Source organism: Pedobacter glucosidilyticus, assembly GCF_002483235.1.
GTDB lineage: Bacteria > Bacteroidota > Bacteroidia > Sphingobacteriales > Sphingobacteriaceae > Pseudopedobacter > Pseudopedobacter glucosidilyticum_B.
The window spans coordinates 1,454-19,444 of the sequence record NZ_DLHN01000027.1 but is presented as its reverse complement, the minus strand read 5'-3'; the positions used below and the strand labels follow the sequence as shown (position 1 = coordinate 19,444).

At 36.9% G+C, this 17,991-nt stretch carries 13 protein-coding genes; 8 read left to right on the top strand and 5 right to left on the bottom strand.

The features are described 5' to 3' along the window. Positions 1-6: 6 nt before the first annotated feature. Complete coding sequence (locus B2745_RS11580; RefSeq protein ID WP_304066721.1) at positions 7-3,231, bottom strand: SusC/RagA family TonB-linked outer membrane protein; 3,225 nt, start codon at positions 3,229-3,231, stop codon at positions 7-9. Next, positions 3,228-4,493 carry a TlpA family protein disulfide reductase gene (locus B2745_RS11575; protein WP_304066718.1) on the bottom strand — a complete coding sequence of 422 codons (1,266 nt, stop codon included), beginning with the start codon at positions 4,491-4,493 and terminating at the stop codon, positions 3,228-3,230. Before B2745_RS11575 ends, B2745_RS11580 begins: the two co-directional genes overlap by 4 nt. A gap of 878 nt (positions 4,494-5,371) precedes the next feature. Here B2745_RS11575 and B2745_RS11570 point away from each other — a divergent pair. The 8 genes from B2745_RS11570 (at position 5,372) to B2745_RS11535 (ending at position 13,510) form a co-directional block, all read left to right on the top strand. Beyond that, the gene (locus B2745_RS11570) at positions 5,372-5,578 is read left to right on the top strand and encodes a helix-turn-helix domain-containing protein (protein WP_304066715.1); all 207 of its coding nucleotides are present in this window, start codon (positions 5,372-5,374) and stop codon (positions 5,576-5,578) included. A gap of 40 nt (positions 5,579-5,618) precedes the next feature. After that, positions 5,619-6,191 (top strand): ORF6N domain-containing protein, encoded by a 573-nt coding sequence (locus B2745_RS11565; RefSeq protein WP_304066712.1) that lies wholly within the window; start codon positions 5,619-5,621, stop codon positions 6,189-6,191. A 216-nt stretch (positions 6,192-6,407) separates the two neighbouring features. Beyond that, positions 6,408-6,902, top strand: coding sequence for a hypothetical protein (locus tag B2745_RS11560; RefSeq protein ID WP_304066709.1), 495 nt, complete (start codon positions 6,408-6,410; stop codon positions 6,900-6,902). After that, positions 6,895-8,463, top strand: a complete 1,569-nt coding sequence (locus tag B2745_RS11555) for a DGQHR domain-containing protein (protein ID WP_304066706.1) — start codon at positions 6,895-6,897, stop codon at positions 8,461-8,463. Before B2745_RS11560 ends, B2745_RS11555 begins: the two co-directional genes overlap by 8 nt. An 18-nt stretch (positions 8,464-8,481) precedes the next feature. Continuing rightward, positions 8,482-10,695, top strand: coding sequence for a DEAD/DEAH box helicase family protein (locus tag B2745_RS11550; RefSeq protein WP_304066704.1), 2,214 nt, complete (start codon positions 8,482-8,484; stop codon positions 10,693-10,695). Positions 10,696-10,702: 7 nt separating this feature from the next. Then, on the top strand, positions 10,703-10,903 hold the full coding sequence (locus tag B2745_RS11545; protein WP_304066701.1) for a hypothetical protein: 201 nt from the start codon (positions 10,703-10,705) through the stop codon (positions 10,901-10,903). A 7-nt stretch (positions 10,904-10,910) separates the two neighbouring features. Beyond that, positions 10,911-13,064, top strand: coding sequence for an AAA family ATPase (locus B2745_RS11540; RefSeq protein ID WP_304066698.1), 2,154 nt, complete (start codon positions 10,911-10,913; stop codon positions 13,062-13,064). An 8-nt stretch (positions 13,065-13,072) separates the two neighbouring features. Continuing rightward, a complete protein-coding gene (locus B2745_RS11535) occupies positions 13,073-13,510 on the top strand; it encodes a hypothetical protein (RefSeq protein WP_304066696.1) in 438 nt (145 codons plus the stop codon). 18 nt (positions 13,511-13,528) lie between these two features. Here B2745_RS11535 and B2745_RS11530 read toward each other — a convergent pair whose 3' ends face one another. The 3 genes from B2745_RS11530 to dndC are packed head-to-tail and all read right to left on the bottom strand — an operon-like array spanning position 13,529 to position 17,362. After that, a complete protein-coding gene (locus tag B2745_RS11530; protein WP_304066693.1) occupies positions 13,529-13,918 on the bottom strand; it encodes a DndE family protein in 390 nt (129 codons plus the stop codon). Continuing rightward, the gene (locus B2745_RS11525) at positions 13,911-16,043 is read right to left on the bottom strand and encodes an AAA family ATPase (protein WP_304066690.1); all 2,133 of its coding nucleotides are present in this window, start codon (positions 16,041-16,043) and stop codon (positions 13,911-13,913) included. Before B2745_RS11525 ends, B2745_RS11530 begins: the two co-directional genes overlap by 8 nt. After that, positions 16,037-17,362: a DNA phosphorothioation system sulfurtransferase DndC gene (gene dndC, locus B2745_RS11520; RefSeq protein ID WP_304066687.1), complete on the bottom strand. Its 1,326-nt coding sequence runs from the start codon at positions 17,360-17,362 to the stop codon at positions 16,037-16,039. Before dndC ends, B2745_RS11525 begins: the two co-directional genes overlap by 7 nt. Positions 17,363-17,991: the final 629 nt, after the last annotated feature.

Sequence of the window (17,991 nt, the reverse complement as noted above, 5' to 3'; positions counted from 1 at the left end):
TTATGATTAAAAATTTGCAGTAAGTCCAATTGCATAATTTTTTGGTGGCACATAGGTTTGTCCGTAATCCGGATCCCATGGTTTATGGCTTGCTTTCCACAATATTCCCAAGTTGCTGGCATAGCAAAACAACGAAAGCCTGTTGATCCTCAGCCGGGTCAACTGCGCAGCAGAAAAATTGTAAGCCAGTCGGATGTCCTGCAAACGCACATGGTCTCCTTTTTCTACCAACACACTGGAATTATTATAAACCAAGTCGCGGTTGCTGTTTGCCGGATACACCATAGCTGGTACATGGGTACGCTGCTCGTCTCCTGGCTGCTGCCAGCGTTGGGCAAAATCGGGGTTTGTAGCCCATACGCTAAATAGCGCATTGTAATCTATGCTATTCGGCCGGTAAACATAACCAAAACGGTAAGTCAGGTTGAAACTGAGACTGAGGTTTTGATAAGTAAAGTCGTTACGCAACGCACCAAAATATGGGGCAATAGCAGGACCATGAAATGTCAGGTCATCTTCTTTTGCTTCATTAATTACCTTTGCATAATCTTTGGTCACTTCTCCGCGAAGATACACCTGCGGATCTCCTGTAGCCGCATCTAGCCCTGCCCATTTATAGCTCACCACACTATAGGCAGGTTTGCCCACCATTGGCGAAATGTTGCTGCCATTGCCTACCCGACCGGTAGCATTAGCAGGCTCGTAGTAATAGGCTTCCACTTTGTTCCTACTGGAAGAAAACAAAAAAGTGCTGTTCCAGCCCAGTGCTCCTTTAAGGTTCACGCTGTGTAACTCCAGTTCGACGCCATTATTAGATAATACCGCACTGTTGAGGCTTTGCTGCCCTGTACCGCCGTAGGTTGGGTCTACATCAATCAAACCGATAAGATCTACCGATCTTTTTCTGAAGTAGTTGATGCTTCCATTCAGGCGGTTGTTACTCAAACCAAAATCTGCGGCTGCATTAAAAATTCCTGTTTTTTCCCACCTCAGATCGGGGTTTGGCGGATTCACTACTGTTGCCGAAGGAAGACCTGTAAAGGTATTGATATCCATAAACAGCTCGTTATAGCGAATAGTAGTTAGTGCAGAAAGCGAGGTGTTCACATTACCGGTATAGCCATAGCTGAACCTAAAGTTGAGCCGGGATAGCCAGCTGCTGTGGAAAAATGTCTCCTGATCTGCATGCCATGCCGCTCCCAGCGAATAAAGTGGTACTCCCCTCATATTGGTATTTACCCCGAATAAATTGCTCTGGTCTTTCCTGGCACTTGCCGAAAGGGTATAGCGGTTGGTATAACGATAAGTGGCATTGATGTAGTAGGAAAGAAAGCGATCGAGTGTGCTTTGGAAACTTTCGCGTCTCGGAATAGTGGTATTGCTAGACAGCATACCGTATATCGGGAATGCTGTCACCAGGTCTGCCGGCGCACTGATGTAATTGAGATCGTTAAAACCGTACACCCTCAGCTGAGATCCCTCTCCTGTAGTCTGTCTCAGCTCGGCACCGCCCAGCATATCCAGACTATGGTTTGCCCACTGCTTGTTAACATCCAGCTGCGCCCTTAGCCCATGGTTAATGATACTGTTATTGCCCAGGTCGCGGATGCCGCCGTAAGGGAGTTTATAAATGGTATTGGTGGCTGAAAGCTGTGTAAAGCGGTTTATCAGGTCGCGGGTAAAATAGCTGTTGGTATTGTAATTATTGATGGATTGCCCCAGCGTATTCTGATGGCGATAGGCAAGGCTTGCTTTCAGAAATGGCAACAAACGATAGCTGGCCTGCACATCCAGCAGGATATCCCGGCTGCTACGGCTATTGTCATTATTTGCCAGTTCGTCTAGCGGACGGTAATCCCAGTTGAGTAAACGGCCGCGACCGGCGGTATCGGTATAGGCTTTACGGTAATTTTTAGGCAGGGCCAGCGCATTCCCTTGGTCATCAGCAAAACGGGCATAAGGGTATAAAAAGTTTTTTAGCCCCCCTGGCGACAAGGTATTGTAGGCCCCCAGGCTGTTATTTTCACTTTTATTCTGCGTAAGAATCATTCCGGCGGTAATCTTTAGCTTGGCAGTTGGGCTAAACAGCACCTGGTTGTTTAGGGTAAAGCGTTGGTTTTGGTCGCCTTCCAGCTGCGACAGGTTTCGGTCAAAACCTACACTGCCATTGTAGGCCAGCTGGCTGCTGCCACCGGATAGTGCCAGGCTGTACTGCTGGTTAACTGCCCTGCGGTAAAGGTGCTGAAGGTATTCATCCCTTAAATCAAGGTGCTGCCACTTTTCCAGTAGGGCATCTATCTCCTGCTGGTTTACATTTCCGGCTTGTTTTCTTGCCAGCAGTTCTACATAGGGAGAGAGTACCGGTCGGTTTCGCACATTGGCGATAGCGGCATTATAATATCCCCTGTCGTACAAAAACTTTTCGGTTTCCAAGAAATCCTTACTGCTCATTACCGGATAGGCTTTAAGATCCGGCAGGCTGGAGAAAGTGGAATTTACATTTAAGGCAACTTGCAGGGGCTGCTGTAGTTTGGCCTTCTTGGTGGTAATTACCACCACACCATTGCCGGCCTTTGCTCCCCATATCGCTGCTGCTGCCGCATCTTTCAGAATGGTCATGCTTTCCACATCGTTAGGATTAATATTGGCCACATCACCTTCGTAAGGAAAATTATCTAGTATAATCAGTGGTCGTTGCTGCCCCGCGGTAATGGTACTGAGACCACGTACATTGAAACGGGTAACGGCTCCATCGCCACCCCGCTTATCGAACAATACTGATGGAGTAATGCCTTCCAGCCTGCGGAAAACATCGGTTCCCACTTGGCGGTGAAACAGCGCACTGTCTACCAGGCTATAGGCACCCGTTGCTCTGCCAGCAGCCAACTGCTGGTAGCCGGTATTTACCACCACTTCCTGCAAAGTTGCAGGTGCAGGCAACAGCACCACCTGTAAACCGCTATTGGCAGAGGTAATGATCTGGCGGTGCGACTGGTAGCCCATATAGCTTACAATAAGGGTGTCGGGCAGCCGAATACCGCTGATACTAAAGTCGCCGTTGGCCCGGCTGCTGGTGCTGAGCCCGCTGCGTTTTAAAAGTACCGTGGCATTGGCTAGCGGTATATTTCCGGGTGCAGCGCTGATGCGCCCACTCAAACGGAGTTCCTGTGCCCCGGCAGCTATGGCCAACAGGCAAAAACAAAAAAACAGATATATAAAAATTCTGGTCATGGTGAAGGAATGGTTTTAGATGGATGATTTTCTGTAAGTATAAAAACAGGCAGCCGTCTGGTTGCAGGGCTGAGCTGCAAACCCTGTTGCCGCAATAATGGTATTACCTCTGATAGGGTAGCCGGCTGACCAGGAAAATAAAGCAGTGTGGTAGCAGACAAACCACTTTCGTTTACTACCCAGGGGATACCGGTTATCCTGTTTAGGTTGGCAACCATAGACATGAGACGGGTAGCCGGTTTTTGTATGGCCTTTAGTCCGGTAGCTTCCGCTGTTTTTGTGAGCAGTAATACTGGTATTTCTTGTTCTTCTATGCGGCCATGGTAACCAGAGCGAGTATTTAGCTGTTGCAGTAATAGCTTGGAGCGGTGGCTCTCGTCTGTACTTTTAGGGAACCACTGTTCGTAAGAAACACCGTTCTGCTGTTTCCAGTCTTCATAATAGCCAGCGCCATTAAAAACCAGCCTGGCAGTATCGGCCACCTGCAAGTCTCGCCTTTTAGGCTCGAATACCAGCTCGCCTTTTCCCAGTGCTCGGGCATACAAACTTATCCAACTGGTATTTACCACATACTCCCGCTCTAGGTCTCCCTCAGGCACTTTCCCGGCCCTGTGTGGCATGCCGGGGATGTAAGGGAGAAAAACCTGTTCTTGCGGCAGTTTCACATAATCATGCACACTTTGTTGCTTAGGGTCAAAAAGCTCTTTATCGTTTTTGAGGTGCCATTGTGGTCTTTTACCTTCCAGGATTTGCCGGATGGTATGCTCGTTCAGATATTCTCCTTGCGTAGCTCCCAGCAATACCCCATCTCCATTTATCCATACAATATGTGGGAAATAACGGTGCGGAAAATAATCTGGTAACAGGCTGTCTGCCACTACCGTACTGATGTTCATATCTTTAAGATTAGGGTTGTGGTTTAATACTTTTGTAATGCGTTCGGCAGGTTCCGGACTAATCCGGACCACAGTTATCTGCTCTTGATAAGCGGCCTGCAAGTCCGCAGCTTTTGGCAATAGTTTGATACAGGCTCCGCAGTAGCTGCTCCAAAAATCTAAGATGAGGAGTTTGCCTTTATATTCATTTAAAGTGATGCTATTTTTACCTTCTGGGTGGTTTACTGTTTGCAGCTTTAAATCCCATAAGGCTTGGAGGATGGTATCTCCAATTTCTAAAGCCTGTTGCGCTTTGGCTTTTTTGCTGTAAGATATTACAACCAGTAAGCTAGCCAGAACTATTAAAGAGGAACTTCGTTTAGACATCTTCTTTGGGGTAAATAAAGAAGCCGCCCTATTTATTAACACCTTAACTAATAAGCAGGCAAGGGCGGCTAGAGATAGCCTGCTATATGTTATAAATGAAATGTTGTGAGCGCTAAATCTTAATGATTGGAGGATATTTACCCATGTATAAGTATTAGTTAAAAAATATTTCGATAAAGCTTGTTTTATTAATACAGAATTATGATATATTTGAAGTAGTAGAAGGGTAAATTTTGGACATAGCTGCCCCATTGGGTATAAAAACCGCATATTCTTCTGCTTTTAGTGGTTAAAATTTAGGATAGTTTGATACAGAGCTAGCGCTTACGGTTATTTTTAAAGACCGTTACATGCGCTTGCTGTAGGTTAATGTTATCCTAAGTTGGCGATTTGATGATGCGAATAATGGGATTTTGAAAAGGATGATTGACTACGACTGCGAGGGTTGTAGCTTTGCCATAACGCCTATGGGAAACGTTTAAATGCTGTTTTACAAAAGGGTTAAATGTAAATGTTTTCATTTTATGATATCTATGAAAACGAAGTTGAATCTAAAGCAGAAGTCTTCTATTGACAAATAGGGAAGCTTCATAGCTTGTTCTGCAGGAAACGACCAAGTAACCTTTTTCTCAAACTCAAAGTTTGATAGCCAAACAAGCTTAGCATGAAGCCCCCCTATTTGATTTTATAACTGTAAAGATATAAAATACAATCATAGGGCGAGCATCAAGGCTATCTCGTTGGCATATTTTGGTCGTTTTCGCAGCCGAGACAACATCGTTAAAAGTGAATTTCTCACTTTTTGAGTCGCATATTATAGTAACAAATATAAAAAAGTTTTTCATTAAACGTCAAACTTTTTTAATAAAAAATTCAAAATGAGTCGTATAAACCGTTTAGAAGAAGTGTTTAAAGAAAAAGAAGTTTACAATAGAGATATTGCGAAATACTTAAATAAGTCAGAAGGAACTATATCAAGGTGGGTAAATAACCATAGACAACCATCATTGGAAGAATTGAATAAGATAGCAGAATTTTTAAAAGTTGATATAAGGGATTTGTTAAACCCGAGTGATTGGAGTTGAGGGTGAACATGCCGTAGAATAAAATAGATTTTAATCTCCTATGAATAAAACAGCTACCCATAAAGAAGAAGTAAATCTCCCCGATGAGATGGTCATGAATCAGATTTATGTGATTCGTGGACAGAAGGTAATGCTAGACAAGGATTTGGCGGTGTTGTATGGGGTAGAGACAAAGACACTAAACCAAGCTGTTAAAAGAAATATGGATAGGTTTCCTGAAGATTTTATGTTTGAACTCTCTAAAGAAGAGTTTGAACTTTTGAGGTCACAAATTGTGACCTCAAAAGACGGCCGTGGCGGAAGACGCTATTTACCAAATGCATTTACAGAACAAGGTGTTGCTATGTTATCTAGCGTAATCAACAGCAAACAAGCCATACAAGTGAATATTCAAATTATGCGAATATTCACCCGGGTAAGACAGATGTTATCTCAAAATACAGAATTTAAACTTGAAATAGCTGAAATAAAACAAGCTATAAATAAGATAGCTAAGAAACAGGATGGCCATGATAAGAATATTGATTTATTGTTTGAGTATATAGACCGGTTACAGGAAAAAACGGAGGAACCTAAACAGGAAAGGAAGAGGATTGGGTATAAGGAGTGGTAGAGTATTTATTGCAGAGAAGATTGCAAGTAATATTCTTGAAAAATATGGGGAGAATTATTCTGTTAGTGAGATTATAGATTGTTTCAAGAAAACTTTTAAAGATCATGTAAAGGGAACTTATAGAAAGGATAATTCTAAAAAAGGCCGGGAGCCAAAACCTGTATTTTACAGGTTGGTGAAAATTATCAAATAACAAAATAAGAATATATTTTAAAAATGGATTTCATTATAGAAGTTATAAACAGGCTAAGAAGAATCAATTACGTGAGGCTTTTCACTGTAATATTATACTTTGTTTTTGCGATTGTATTTCTTGCTGCAATCGGCGTCATTTTACCTTTTATTTTTGATGAGGTTAATAGCAATAATGATAAAATTAAAAACTTAAATCAAAATCTAATTACATATTTCATAGCTATTCTGGTTACCTCAAGTCTAGACTATATCATGAAAATTATTGATAAAGAGGTTTCTTATAAAAAGTTGGCAATTTTAATTACATGTATTTTCAATACGACCATCCTAATCCTAGCATCTTATGCTATATATCAAAACAATAATAACAAATATTGCAAAGATATTCCTTGGCAAATATATATAGGTATTGCAAGTGCATATTTAGTATGGTGGACTGCAAATTTCAATAGTTCCACTTTTAATATAACCTCTACGCTTGGAGGAAATCCAAATAAACCCTTAGCCAATGGATAATAATTATTTAGAACTTAATACCTTGAGAGTAAACCAACCTTTGGGAGAATTTTTCGTTATTTCAATTTCTGCAAAAGATTTGTTAGCCATTGCCTTTTCTGAACCAATAAAGTATATAGATAATTCTGGAAATGTTAAAGGCAATCAACGTAAAAAGGATGATAAAAGATTAAAAGAAATTGCTAAATATATTGAATCAGTAGAAATGGCATTTCCAAATTCCATCATTTTAGCAGCAAACTACACAGAAAATGGAAAGATATCCGGAGACTCCAGTGAGAGATGGAAGGTCTTACAAGACGGAAAATGTCATAAGTTAATAATTCCTAAAAAGATTAAACTCGCAGCTATTATTGATGGACAACATCGTTTAAATGCTTTTGAATACGTTAACAAACATGAGAGGTTTGATGATCTTCAGTTATTGTGCTCTGTATACTTTGACCTTCCCAGCTCTTATCAAGCCTTTTTATTTGCAACAATAAACTCAAATCAAAAGACGGTTGATAGAAGTTTAGCTTTAGAACAGTTTGGTTATAATGTGGATGAAGAAACTGAAAAAGCTTGGACGCCTGAGAAATTAGGAGTATTTCTTTCAAGAAAACTAAATATAGACAAAAATATCTCGCCATTATACGGCCATATCAAAGTAGCTCCAATGGGTGCAGAGAATTTGTTTGATGAAAAGATCCAAGAAACATGGGTTGTATCTACTGCCACCATAGTTGACGGAATTTGTAGTTTGATAACATCCAATGCCAAGAGAGATAGAATTTTAATGCAACAGCAATCTATATTTTCTGGCCGAAATAGAAGTCTAGTTAAAGATATAAAAGATGTATCTCCATTGCGACACTTATTCCTTAGCTTAAAAGATCAAGTGTTGTATGATGTAATTATTTCGTATTTCAATATTGTAAAAAAACTATTTTGGGATAATTCTTCCGAAAAATCTTATATTAACAAAACAGTCGGCGTTCAAGCATGCTTTGATGTTTTAAAATTAATTCTAACCAAAGAAAAATCAGAACGTCCTGAACGCATTGACTTTGAAGATTATTTATCGAACGCTAAGCACATTGACTTTTCCGATAAGTTTTTTCAAGCATCAGGTATCGGACGCACTAGGATTAAAAATTCAATTGGAGTAGCTGCGCAATTAATTTCTAAAGATAAGCTTAAGAAAAATGATCTAAGTGCATATGAAAGCATTCTAAGTGGGATAAATACCGACACCGAAAAAGATAAATGGTTTTGGGAAGAGGAAGCAGAAAATGCTGTTTTAAATACATTGGAAAATGCTGAGTGGAATTATGACAGCAAGACAGTAGGACTGTATATAAATGATGATTACAATTACGAAAATTTAACAATTTATGAGAGCTTACACGCCCTTGTAAACAAGCTTGTAGAAATTGCAGAAATTGCATTTTCATCAAATCTACCACTTGATAATGAATTTGCAGAAGAACAGAAAGAAAAATTTGATGCAGAAGATATAGTTTATAGTTATTTAAGTGATTATGAAGAAAATTTAAAGAAGCTAGGATGGGGCATATAAAAATCAATAGAAATAAATATGCTAACTCAAATCCAATTTCCTAAAAGTAAAAGCTACAGAACAGGTTCAGGGTATGAGCCATTAAAATTCTATTTGGACTGCCTAAGCAATGCCAGAGAGTTTGATTTGCTATTGGGTTACTTTAGTTCTGCTGCCATAAATGTATTGTCACTTGGTTTTGCCCAGTTTATTTATAAAGGTGGCAAAATGCGTATTTTAGCTAACCACATTCTTTCTGAAGAAGATAAAGCTGCTGTAATAGCAGGCAAGAATAAAGGAGTTCAAATTCCATTTGATCTAGAAGATATTAGAAGTATTAGAGCTGGCTTAGATAAGTATGGCAAACATTTTTTCAAATGTTTAGCCTATCTAATTGCTAACGATAGAATAGAAATTAAGATTGTAAAACCAAAATCAAAAGGCATTGCACATTATAAAGATGGTATTTTTAGAGATGAAAATGATGCTGTATCATTTCATGCGTCTTGTAATTTCACCGCGTTCGGTTTATTGGAAAATGCGGAAAGTTTGAACTGCTTTTTAGCTAGTGATAGCGAGGCTTCAAAACATAAAATTTTAGAAGACCAAGCTTACTTTGATGAGATTTTTGAGGGTAAGGCAGATCATTTAGAGTATTTAGATATTCATCAAATAACTACTGCTATAAAAAATGAATTTAGCGGAGATGATTTGAAAGAGTTATTGGTAGAGGAAGCTGATTTAATCAGGAAAAAAAACCAGGTATTTAGAAGTAAAGAATTAGAGCACTATGTAAGTGATTTGGAATTGGAATTAGAGAAAATAGCAAATGAGCCTAGATTTCCCTATCCAGAAGAAAGAGAAATTCAAAAAAATGCTTATAAAGCTTGGATAGAAAATGACCGCAAGGGAATTTTTGCAATGGCTACTGGTTCTGGCAAAACCATAACTTCATTGAATTGCGTACTTAAAAGGTATGTTGAAGATGGTTTTTATAAAGTTATTATAGCCGTACCTACACAAGCATTAGTAATACAGTGGGAGAAAGAAGTTAGTGCTTTCAATTTTCAAAATGTAATTTCAACACATACTGATAAAAACTGGAAAGATGCAATAAGAAGATATTCAACTAGAAGTCAATTTGACCAAAAAAAGAATATTATAGTTATCACAACTTACGCTACATTTAACCGAAATGAGATCCAATCTTTTCTACGATCAACCAGAGGGATTGAATCTTTCATCTATATAGCCGACGAAGCCCACAATACTGGGTCTCCTACTGGGTTAAAAAATATGCCTCAAAAAATTAGTCAGCGTATTGGACTTTCAGCAACGCCTGAGAGAATATATGATGAGGGTGGCTCGGAACAGATGTATAATTTTTTCAATTCGCATCCACCATTTTATACTTACAGGTATACAATGAAGCAAGCGATTGATAACAATATTTTGTGTCATTATGATTACCATCCAATTTTTGTTGAATTAACAGAAGTTGAGATGTTAGAATACAGAAGAATAACGGAAAAGCTAAGAAAATATATAGATACTGAAACAGGTGCATACAAAAAGGAAGCCGAAATGCTTTTACTACAAAGAAAACGTATAGTACATAAAGCAGAAAATAAAAAAATAGCACTAGCAACTTTACTAGACTCATTTAAATCAAAACACAAGCTAAACTATACATTTGTATTTGTCCCTGAAGGATTTGAACCTGATTACGCTGATCGTGACGACTTCGATATCGAAACTGAGGATATGCATATAATAGACGAGTATGCCGAAATGTTTAAAATTCGTAATTATAAGTATTACAAATTTATCGGTGGTATATCAGACGCAGAAAACGTACTAAAAAACTTCAAAGATGGTCATATCGATGTACTCTTAGCTATGAAATGTTTAGACGAAGGTGTAGACATACCTAGAACGCAGCATGCTATTTTTTGCTCAAGTACCGGAAATCCTCGCCAATTCGTTCAACGCAGGGGTCGTGTTTTACGTACTATCAAAGGAAAAGAAAAAGCGCAAATCTGGGATATGATAGTAATACCACCGAACATTACTGAAGAAATAAGTAGCACTGAGAAAAATTTATTTACAGCAGAGGTTAAGCGAATTGTAAACTTTGCAGCACTAGCAGATAATGAAATTGATATCCTATACGGAGAGCTTAAAGAGCTCTGCGAGCAGATGAAGATTGATTTATTTGATCTCTTAGAAAAAGAAAACGAAAAATACAATTAATTACAATATGGCAATACAAGACGAGATGTATAAATTAATCGAAAAAGAGATTGATGATACACTAAAGGATGGAAAAGAAGTACGCACTGTAGACATTTCTAAAGCAAAAGAAGTTGCTAAAATGCTTTCGAGTTTATCAACTGACCCGAGCGAACCAGACAACTTGGTTAGTCAGTATATAGCTAATATTAAAAATATATGTAGTTGATATCCATATGATTATTAAAAACATAACTATTCAAAACTTTCAATCTTATTATGGTAGCCAGTCTTTAGAATTTTCTTCTGGATTGAATTTGATTGTAGGTCATGGCGGTAAAGGTAAGTCTAAATTATTCAATGCATTTTATTGGGTTCTTTTTGGCAATATATATATCACAGATATTGGATGGCGAGCTACCAATGGTTTTCCTCACAACACTAAGTTTGCGATGGATAGACATGATTTTATTAATAGCAAATCTTTGTTTGACACAGAAATTGATGATGAAGTAAGAGCCGTAGTAAATTTAGACTTAAAAGATGACAAAGGCATTTTTTATGAAATTGAAAGGTCAGTTACGGCAAAGCGACTAAATCACGAAAATTGGCAATCGGACGAAGCTTGGCAGGTTGGTAATAATATTCTAAAAATAACCTATGATTCAAATTTAGGCACAAAGGTAAAAACTGACTTTCAAGCAGAAGATCTTATTAGAGGTTTATTTCCTGATGAAATTAGAAATTACATATGGTTTCAGGGGGAGTCTTTAGACAGTCTAATTAACTTTCGAAACAAAGAGACGTTAAAAGCAGCAGTGAAACATATTTCTTATTTTCCATTTTATGAAAAAGTTTCCACTATAATTAAAAATGCCAAAGATAAAATAGGAAAGCTAGAAAACACCAAAATAAAAGATAATAATAAAACGAACTCAGATATTAAAGGTATTATATCTAAGATAGATCTTTACACCCATAAAGTAGAAGCGGAAGAAAAAATCAAATCCGAGATAGAACTCAATATTACAAAGATTGAAATTGCGCTTTCCGAAGATGAAGGAAAAATGTCCGGTTTAGCCAATTTCACAAAATTGGTTAACGACTATAATAAATATGAAACTGATATTAAAGATGTCATGAACCAGTTGACAACATTAGATGATTACCAACGTAAGCAAGTGCCTAATCTATGGATATTACGAGGTATTTCAGAAATGGTTGATAATTGCGCTGAGATTATCAAGTTACATACCGAAGTTCAAGATACCGCTCCGGAAAAAAAATATCTAGATAATCCGGGAAGGGCTAAGTTGGAAGAGATTTTAGAAAGTAAACAATGTTTCGTTTGCGGTTCAGATGCATCTGAGGGAACAGATGCGTATAATTGGATATTAAATAGGGTAAAAGAACAAGAAGAGTACCTTCAGGAGATGGAAGAATTTTCTAATAATTTAGAATTTTCTAAAAAATTTGAGCGCTTCATAGGGTCTATTCAAGACTATCCAAATTCGCTTAGCATTTCACTTTCTTCTATAGACAAGCAATACATTGACTCTGAGGAGAATATTGAGGTTCTACAAATGCGGAAAAGGAATTTGCTTGATAAAAAGAAAAAACTTGATGAACAAATAGAGGACGTTAAAAAGAAACATGGCGTTAACCCTGTGGAACAAGCAGACCAAGGAGAATTAGTAGATAACAGAATTAAGGCCTCTAGGTCAATTCTAAGTAGAGAACAACGTAGACTTGTAGCTTCTAAAGAAGCGTTATCATCTTTTAGGGCCGAGCTAAGAGCTGCTGAGAAAGAACTAGAAAAAATGGGTAAGAAAACAGGGACTACTACAGTAAGCGAAACAGAATGGAAGAACATTTCAATTTTTCTAGAAGATATTTTTAAACGTGTGCAAGAAAATGCACGTAAAGACTTACTGAGTAAAATTGAAGACAGGGCTAATGAGTTCTATCATAAATTTACTGAACATGATAATGGCTACAGAGGCGAAGTCAAAATAAATGAAGATTACACAATAGAATTTGATGCCGGTTTAAATACAAGTCATCATGACCGTAAAAAGATGAGTATTATCAATGCGATGCTTTCTCTAAACCAAGAAGCCCTTGAAACATATTATCCTTTTATTAGTGACGCACCTAGTTCCAACTTTGATATACCAACTACCCATAAATATTTATTAGGTATAAAAGACATTTTCAACCAATCTATTGTTATAACAAAAGATGTAGATACCGAAAACAGTAGCTTTACTGATCTTATGAATCAAGAAAAAATATCTAAAATATATCTATTGGAGAGTAAACTATATAATAAAGAAGTTGACAACCCCGAATTACACGAAGTATCTACACGTATTACAAAATTAAAATAGAACGTTACATGGAAGATATATTTGAAATCAAATTTACTTTTGAGCAAAAAATAAAAGAAACGATTATAGATAAATTTGCGACAAAACAAGGCGGCAGTTTCTACGTTTTCTCTTACCAATGGCAATGCTTTGCTTGGGCTGCGACTATTGGTTTTTTCTATAATGAGAAGCGTCCTCTACAATCGCCCTTAGCAGATAAGCCATTCAATCTGAATACAATGAGAAATAATAACGGCGACAAAGTTGCTCAGGCTTTACTCTGTATGTGTATTTCAAAATCTGGAAGCTTAGATATTTTAAAGGAGCCAAAAAATGCGATCAATTTAATTAATGAATATGCTAACGGAGGATTTTACTATATTCAAAAATTAATGGATAACGGAGAAAATAGCTTTAACGATCTAGAAAAAGTTAAACAAGAAATTTTCAAACGTGATGTAGCGTAACTTATGATAGAAAAAGGCTTACAATTGTAAGCCTTTTTCTATTTCATTTATTAGGAAATCGTTTCCCGTAACATTTGTTCTATTTTTGAGTGCTTTATCTATCAACTCTAATCCGTCATCTATATGCATCTTCGCGTATTTACCTAAGTCTACATGGTGGATATTGATTTGATAATGCAACGCTAACATCGATAAATAAACTTCTGGGTAATTGCCAAAAAGTACCTTTACATTATACTCCTTGCCCTGCGAGTCGGACATTTGCCTTAAGTCTAACTTACGTTCTTGAGCAAGCGAATAGCTGAAAGCTAAACGAGCAATAATATTCTCCGGGCCAAGATTTAGTCTGCTTGTTAACTGTGTAACCAGCTCCTTATTGGCTTTAGAGGTTTTGATATTACTAAACATAAGCCTTTAAACTTTGGTTGAATTGAGTAAATAAATCTTGTGGATATAAATCTGCAAAAGTAGAAGCATAATTAGCTTCTTGTTTAATTAAATAAGCCTTCCCTATTTTTGGTAATAGCAATTGATATTCATTTTCTGAAAGTTCTTTTTCTAAAAGTGGGAATAACACCACCTGGCTAGAAACCGATGGGTAGAACTCTTTAATAATGTTAGTTGCGTGTTTTTTATCTAACTTTTGTAAAGGACTATCAATAAATACAGGAAATTGGATATTTGACTCTGTTACTAAAGCTTTTAATAAAGCAGTAGCATATAATTGCTGTTCGCCTTTTGACAAACCCTCTTTATTTATGGTGTTTCCCATGACATCATAAAGATCTATATCTATTAAATCACCTTCTATTTTCACCTCTACCTTTTCAACAAAAGCTTGCTTATGCATTAAACTATTAAGCTCTTTTTTGATATTTTTTTCTAAGGAAACTTTTTTCTTGGTCTTCAATTGATAAATAAAAGTTTCAAGTTGTTGAATCAGGCGTGTTGCAGTGGCAGTTTTTTCTTGATCTTGTTTCTCTACTTTAATGTGCTTGCTTTGCTCAGATAATTGACGTTGAATCGTAGTAATCTCTCTTTCCGCAACAGCAATTTCTATTTTAAGTTGTAAAATTTTCTCAGTAAGCTTTTCAACTTCTACATTTAGCTCGTTATGAGTAGCTTTTAAAGCTTTAATTACGGGATCGCTTGATTTTAAATCAGAGTCTTGAAGCTTTTTATGTGTAATATTATAACTGCTCTGTAATCGCTTACCTTCTGCTACTAAAGCTTTAAATTGTTTAGCATAGGCATTTTGTAGATTCGCATATACACTATTAAACTGATTAGTTTGCTCTTGGGTAAAACCTAATAAAATATTTACTTCATTTGCTACACTGCTTTGTAAATGCTCATGTAAAATAGATGTAATTTCATTCTGATTAACATTAATTTGAGTAAATGCTTTCTTTAAGGCCTCGTATTTCTCCTTTAAAAGATTGTTTAACAAATTAGCATGCTGTTGTCTTTCTTCTAAGGAAATTTGCTGCTGTATTTGTTGCATTTTCCTCATGAGCATAGCAAAAGGTGCTAATTCAAGTAGATCAGCAAAATTAGCCTTATTTTTTGCTATAGCCTCTCTTAAGTTCGTACGCATCTTACGATACTCATTTAACTCGTGATCGCTCATGGCATTACCTGTTCTTACAAGTTTCTCTTGTGCCTCGGCTAAGTCTGCCTTTTTTATTTGTAAATCTTGCTCTTTTCTTTCTAAATCTTCCTTATGTAAGCTAACTAATTCTTCATTCTGATGAAGTCTTTGCTGCAATTCTTCTATTTTCTTTAAATCTCCTTTTGTTGCTGATTTCTTGCTAATTCTCAATTGTAAATTTTCAAGATTCTGTTTGAGGTCTGTATATTTCTTTATACCCAGCACTTCATTATAAGCCTTACTGAAATAAAGCTTCTCGTCTATATTTTTAACTTCAGCTAATGCCGTTATCTTTTCGGCATCAAAGAAAAAGAATTTGGCAATCTCTTTTGGTAAAATAAAATCGTTGATAAAAATTTCTTGACCTATAGTTTTGGTCAGTTCGTTTTCTCTACCATCTATTAAAATCGTTAGGTCTTCTTTTTCTTTACGTGTATTATAGGTTCTGGTAATGGTAACCTCATTACATGAAAGATGTGGAATAAAAATATTGGTAAGTACAATACTTCCACTAAAGCTGTATAAAGCCTCAATTTCTGTATTGATTCGTTTTGTTTCTAATACATTTTGGGTTAGTTCTTTCTCTTGTTGTAAGGAGCGTTCATAAGCGGCGGCCGCTTGTAACGCGTTACGATTCATGAGTTTAAAAGCATAGCGATTGTAGCCTCCGCTTTCATGTACTTCTTTACGATAACGCTCATCTACATCTACCATTAACTTCCCGTAAAGCACCCATACCAATGCTGTTAATAATGATGTTTTACCAAAACCATTTTGGCCAGATATAATGGTAACATGTTTCTCGGGGTTCATAGACAGCGACAGTTGCTGTTCTCCTTGATATGCCCTGAAATTGTATAAATTAATTCGATCGATTAACATGCCAAGCGTTTATTAGCGTGATTAGTTAAGTGATTATCTAAATCGCTTTGTATACCATATTTATTGACTAATATGATTTTAGATTTTTGTAATTCTAATAGTTCATTAATCAATTTAAAGTCATCTTCATTTTCACACACTTGTTTCAGTAAATCTTTTTCAAAAACCTGTTCATCAGAGAATTCTTCTTTACTCATTTGTGTTTCGTATACTGAGTTGTAAATCTCTGCTACGTTGTAGTCGAATATTGAATCGCGATGCCAGGTAACTTGTATGGCTACTAATTCTTGATAATTGATTAAGATTAAACTTGGATCCTCTTGTTGAACTTCTTTTTGAGCTTGTAATAATTTCTTTAACATGAAAGCTCGCTTTTCTGGTAGATAAGGTCCCCAATTATTTTCATCGGCAGCATCTTCATCTTGATTCCTTCGCCACATTTGTCTCCATGAACGATCATTGCGATAATCTACCAGCATATCCCTAAACTCGACTAAAGGCTCCATCCATTCTTCACCATTATCAATAAGAGCTTCCATAGATTTGTCACGTTTAACTACACTACAAACCCAACAGCCAAATCTGCTTTGCCCACATGATGGTGTAGTAGTATCTATCACTAGTGGACAATCACCACCCGAAGCATTCCGATATAAAGTAACTAAATCACGATGTGTACCACCCCATGGTGGGTTTACCTGTAAAAGATAGGTCCAAAGTTCATCTGTTTGTACGTCTTTAATCGGAGCAAACACGAAAGCGTTTGGTAATACATGCTTTCTTAGACGGTCGCTTTTTATATAGCTTTCATGCTTTGCGATACTTCTTGCTCTAGTCGTACTTTCATCACTTCTTGTACCTAATAATATGATTGCTTCACCTATTTCTGATATTTTACTCTTAATAAATTGAGTAGTTGGGTCTATTTTTAAACGATCTGTACACCAACGAAAAGTATTATTAGGTGCTGGATAACCTTTACCTAAAAGATTAACCCAAAAGGTATCTTCTAAACGTGGGCTGGTTTGCTGCACAGAAATAGGCATACCTTCTTCTGCTGCTGCTTTTTGAATATGATCTAATGTGGTGTGAATAAATCTAGCAATACGAGGGTTTTCTACTAAAGTATCATTACATACTACGTATACATGCCTGTTACGTAATACGGGATCTATTTTACGTAATGCTAGCCAAACTACTTGCAAAAGCATAGTAGAATCTTTTCCTCCTGAAAAACCTAATATCCAAGGGCGTGGATTTTCATCGTTCAAATATTGATCGATGATTTCTTCTTGAATAAATTTTAAGTCTAATGCCATAGATGTTTATTGAAACAATAATGTTCCACAAAATTTAATAAATTTTATTTTATGGATACCTTAAAAATTCTAACATTGTTGTAACAGGGAGTAAATATGCATATTTAAGACTAAAAAACACACATTTTAATGTCAGTAAATTATGGAACAAATATGTTCCATTAGTATTAAAAAGTTCAAATAAATTTTGATAACAAACCAACCCCAGCTAAACCGGGGCGGCAGCGGTACCCCACAGGACATTTGGAGCTTTTTGCGAAAAATGGACGAGGAGTTAAGCAGAGCACCGGACTGGCGGATGATAGTAGTATAAGCTGTGCTTTTCTGGTTAAAAAGGAGGAAAGAGAAAAGAGGAAGGAAAAAGGAGAAAGGGGGAAGGAGGAAAGGAAAAAGGAGGAAAGGAAAAAAACTGGGAACATTTACATGAAGAGGTCGCTTCTTCGTTCCTTATCGCGAGGACAAAATGATGGTTTCTTTGTCGGGGCGAGGTACGTGGCTTCTCTGTTATGATTATAGGAAGAGATCGCTTCACTAGGTTCGCTATGACAAAATAATGGTGTAACCTGCATGAAGGGATAGCTTCATTTCATTCGCTATGAACAAAGCAATCGTGATAGCTTTACTGTGTT

Coding starts and splice junctions, on each gene's coding strand:
- B2745_RS11580 (WP_304066721.1), bottom strand. CDS start 3,231: ATGACCAGAATTTTTATATATCTGTTTTTTTGTTTTTGCCTGTTGGCC.
- B2745_RS11575 (WP_304066718.1), bottom strand. CDS start 4,493: ATGTCTAAACGAAGTTCCTCTTTAATAGTTCTGGCTAGCTTACTGGTT.
- B2745_RS11570 (WP_304066715.1), top strand. CDS start 5,372: ATGAGTCGTATAAACCGTTTAGAAGAAGTGTTTAAAGAAAAAGAAGTT.
- B2745_RS11565 (WP_304066712.1), top strand. CDS start 5,619: ATGAATAAAACAGCTACCCATAAAGAAGAAGTAAATCTCCCCGATGAG.
- B2745_RS11560 (WP_304066709.1), top strand. CDS start 6,408: ATGGATTTCATTATAGAAGTTATAAACAGGCTAAGAAGAATCAATTAC.
- B2745_RS11555 (WP_304066706.1), top strand. CDS start 6,895: ATGGATAATAATTATTTAGAACTTAATACCTTGAGAGTAAACCAACCT.
- B2745_RS11550 (WP_304066704.1), top strand. CDS start 8,482: ATGCTAACTCAAATCCAATTTCCTAAAAGTAAAAGCTACAGAACAGGT.
- B2745_RS11545 (WP_304066701.1), top strand. CDS start 10,703: ATGGCAATACAAGACGAGATGTATAAATTAATCGAAAAAGAGATTGAT.
- B2745_RS11540 (WP_304066698.1), top strand. CDS start 10,911: ATGATTATTAAAAACATAACTATTCAAAACTTTCAATCTTATTATGGT.
- B2745_RS11535 (WP_304066696.1), top strand. CDS start 13,073: ATGGAAGATATATTTGAAATCAAATTTACTTTTGAGCAAAAAATAAAA.
- B2745_RS11530 (WP_304066693.1), bottom strand. CDS start 13,918: ATGTTTAGTAATATCAAAACCTCTAAAGCCAATAAGGAGCTGGTTACA.
- B2745_RS11525 (WP_304066690.1), bottom strand. CDS start 16,043: ATGTTAATCGATCGAATTAATTTATACAATTTCAGGGCATATCAAGGA.
- dndC (WP_304066687.1), bottom strand. CDS start 17,362: ATGGCATTAGACTTAAAATTTATTCAAGAAGAAATCATCGATCAATAT.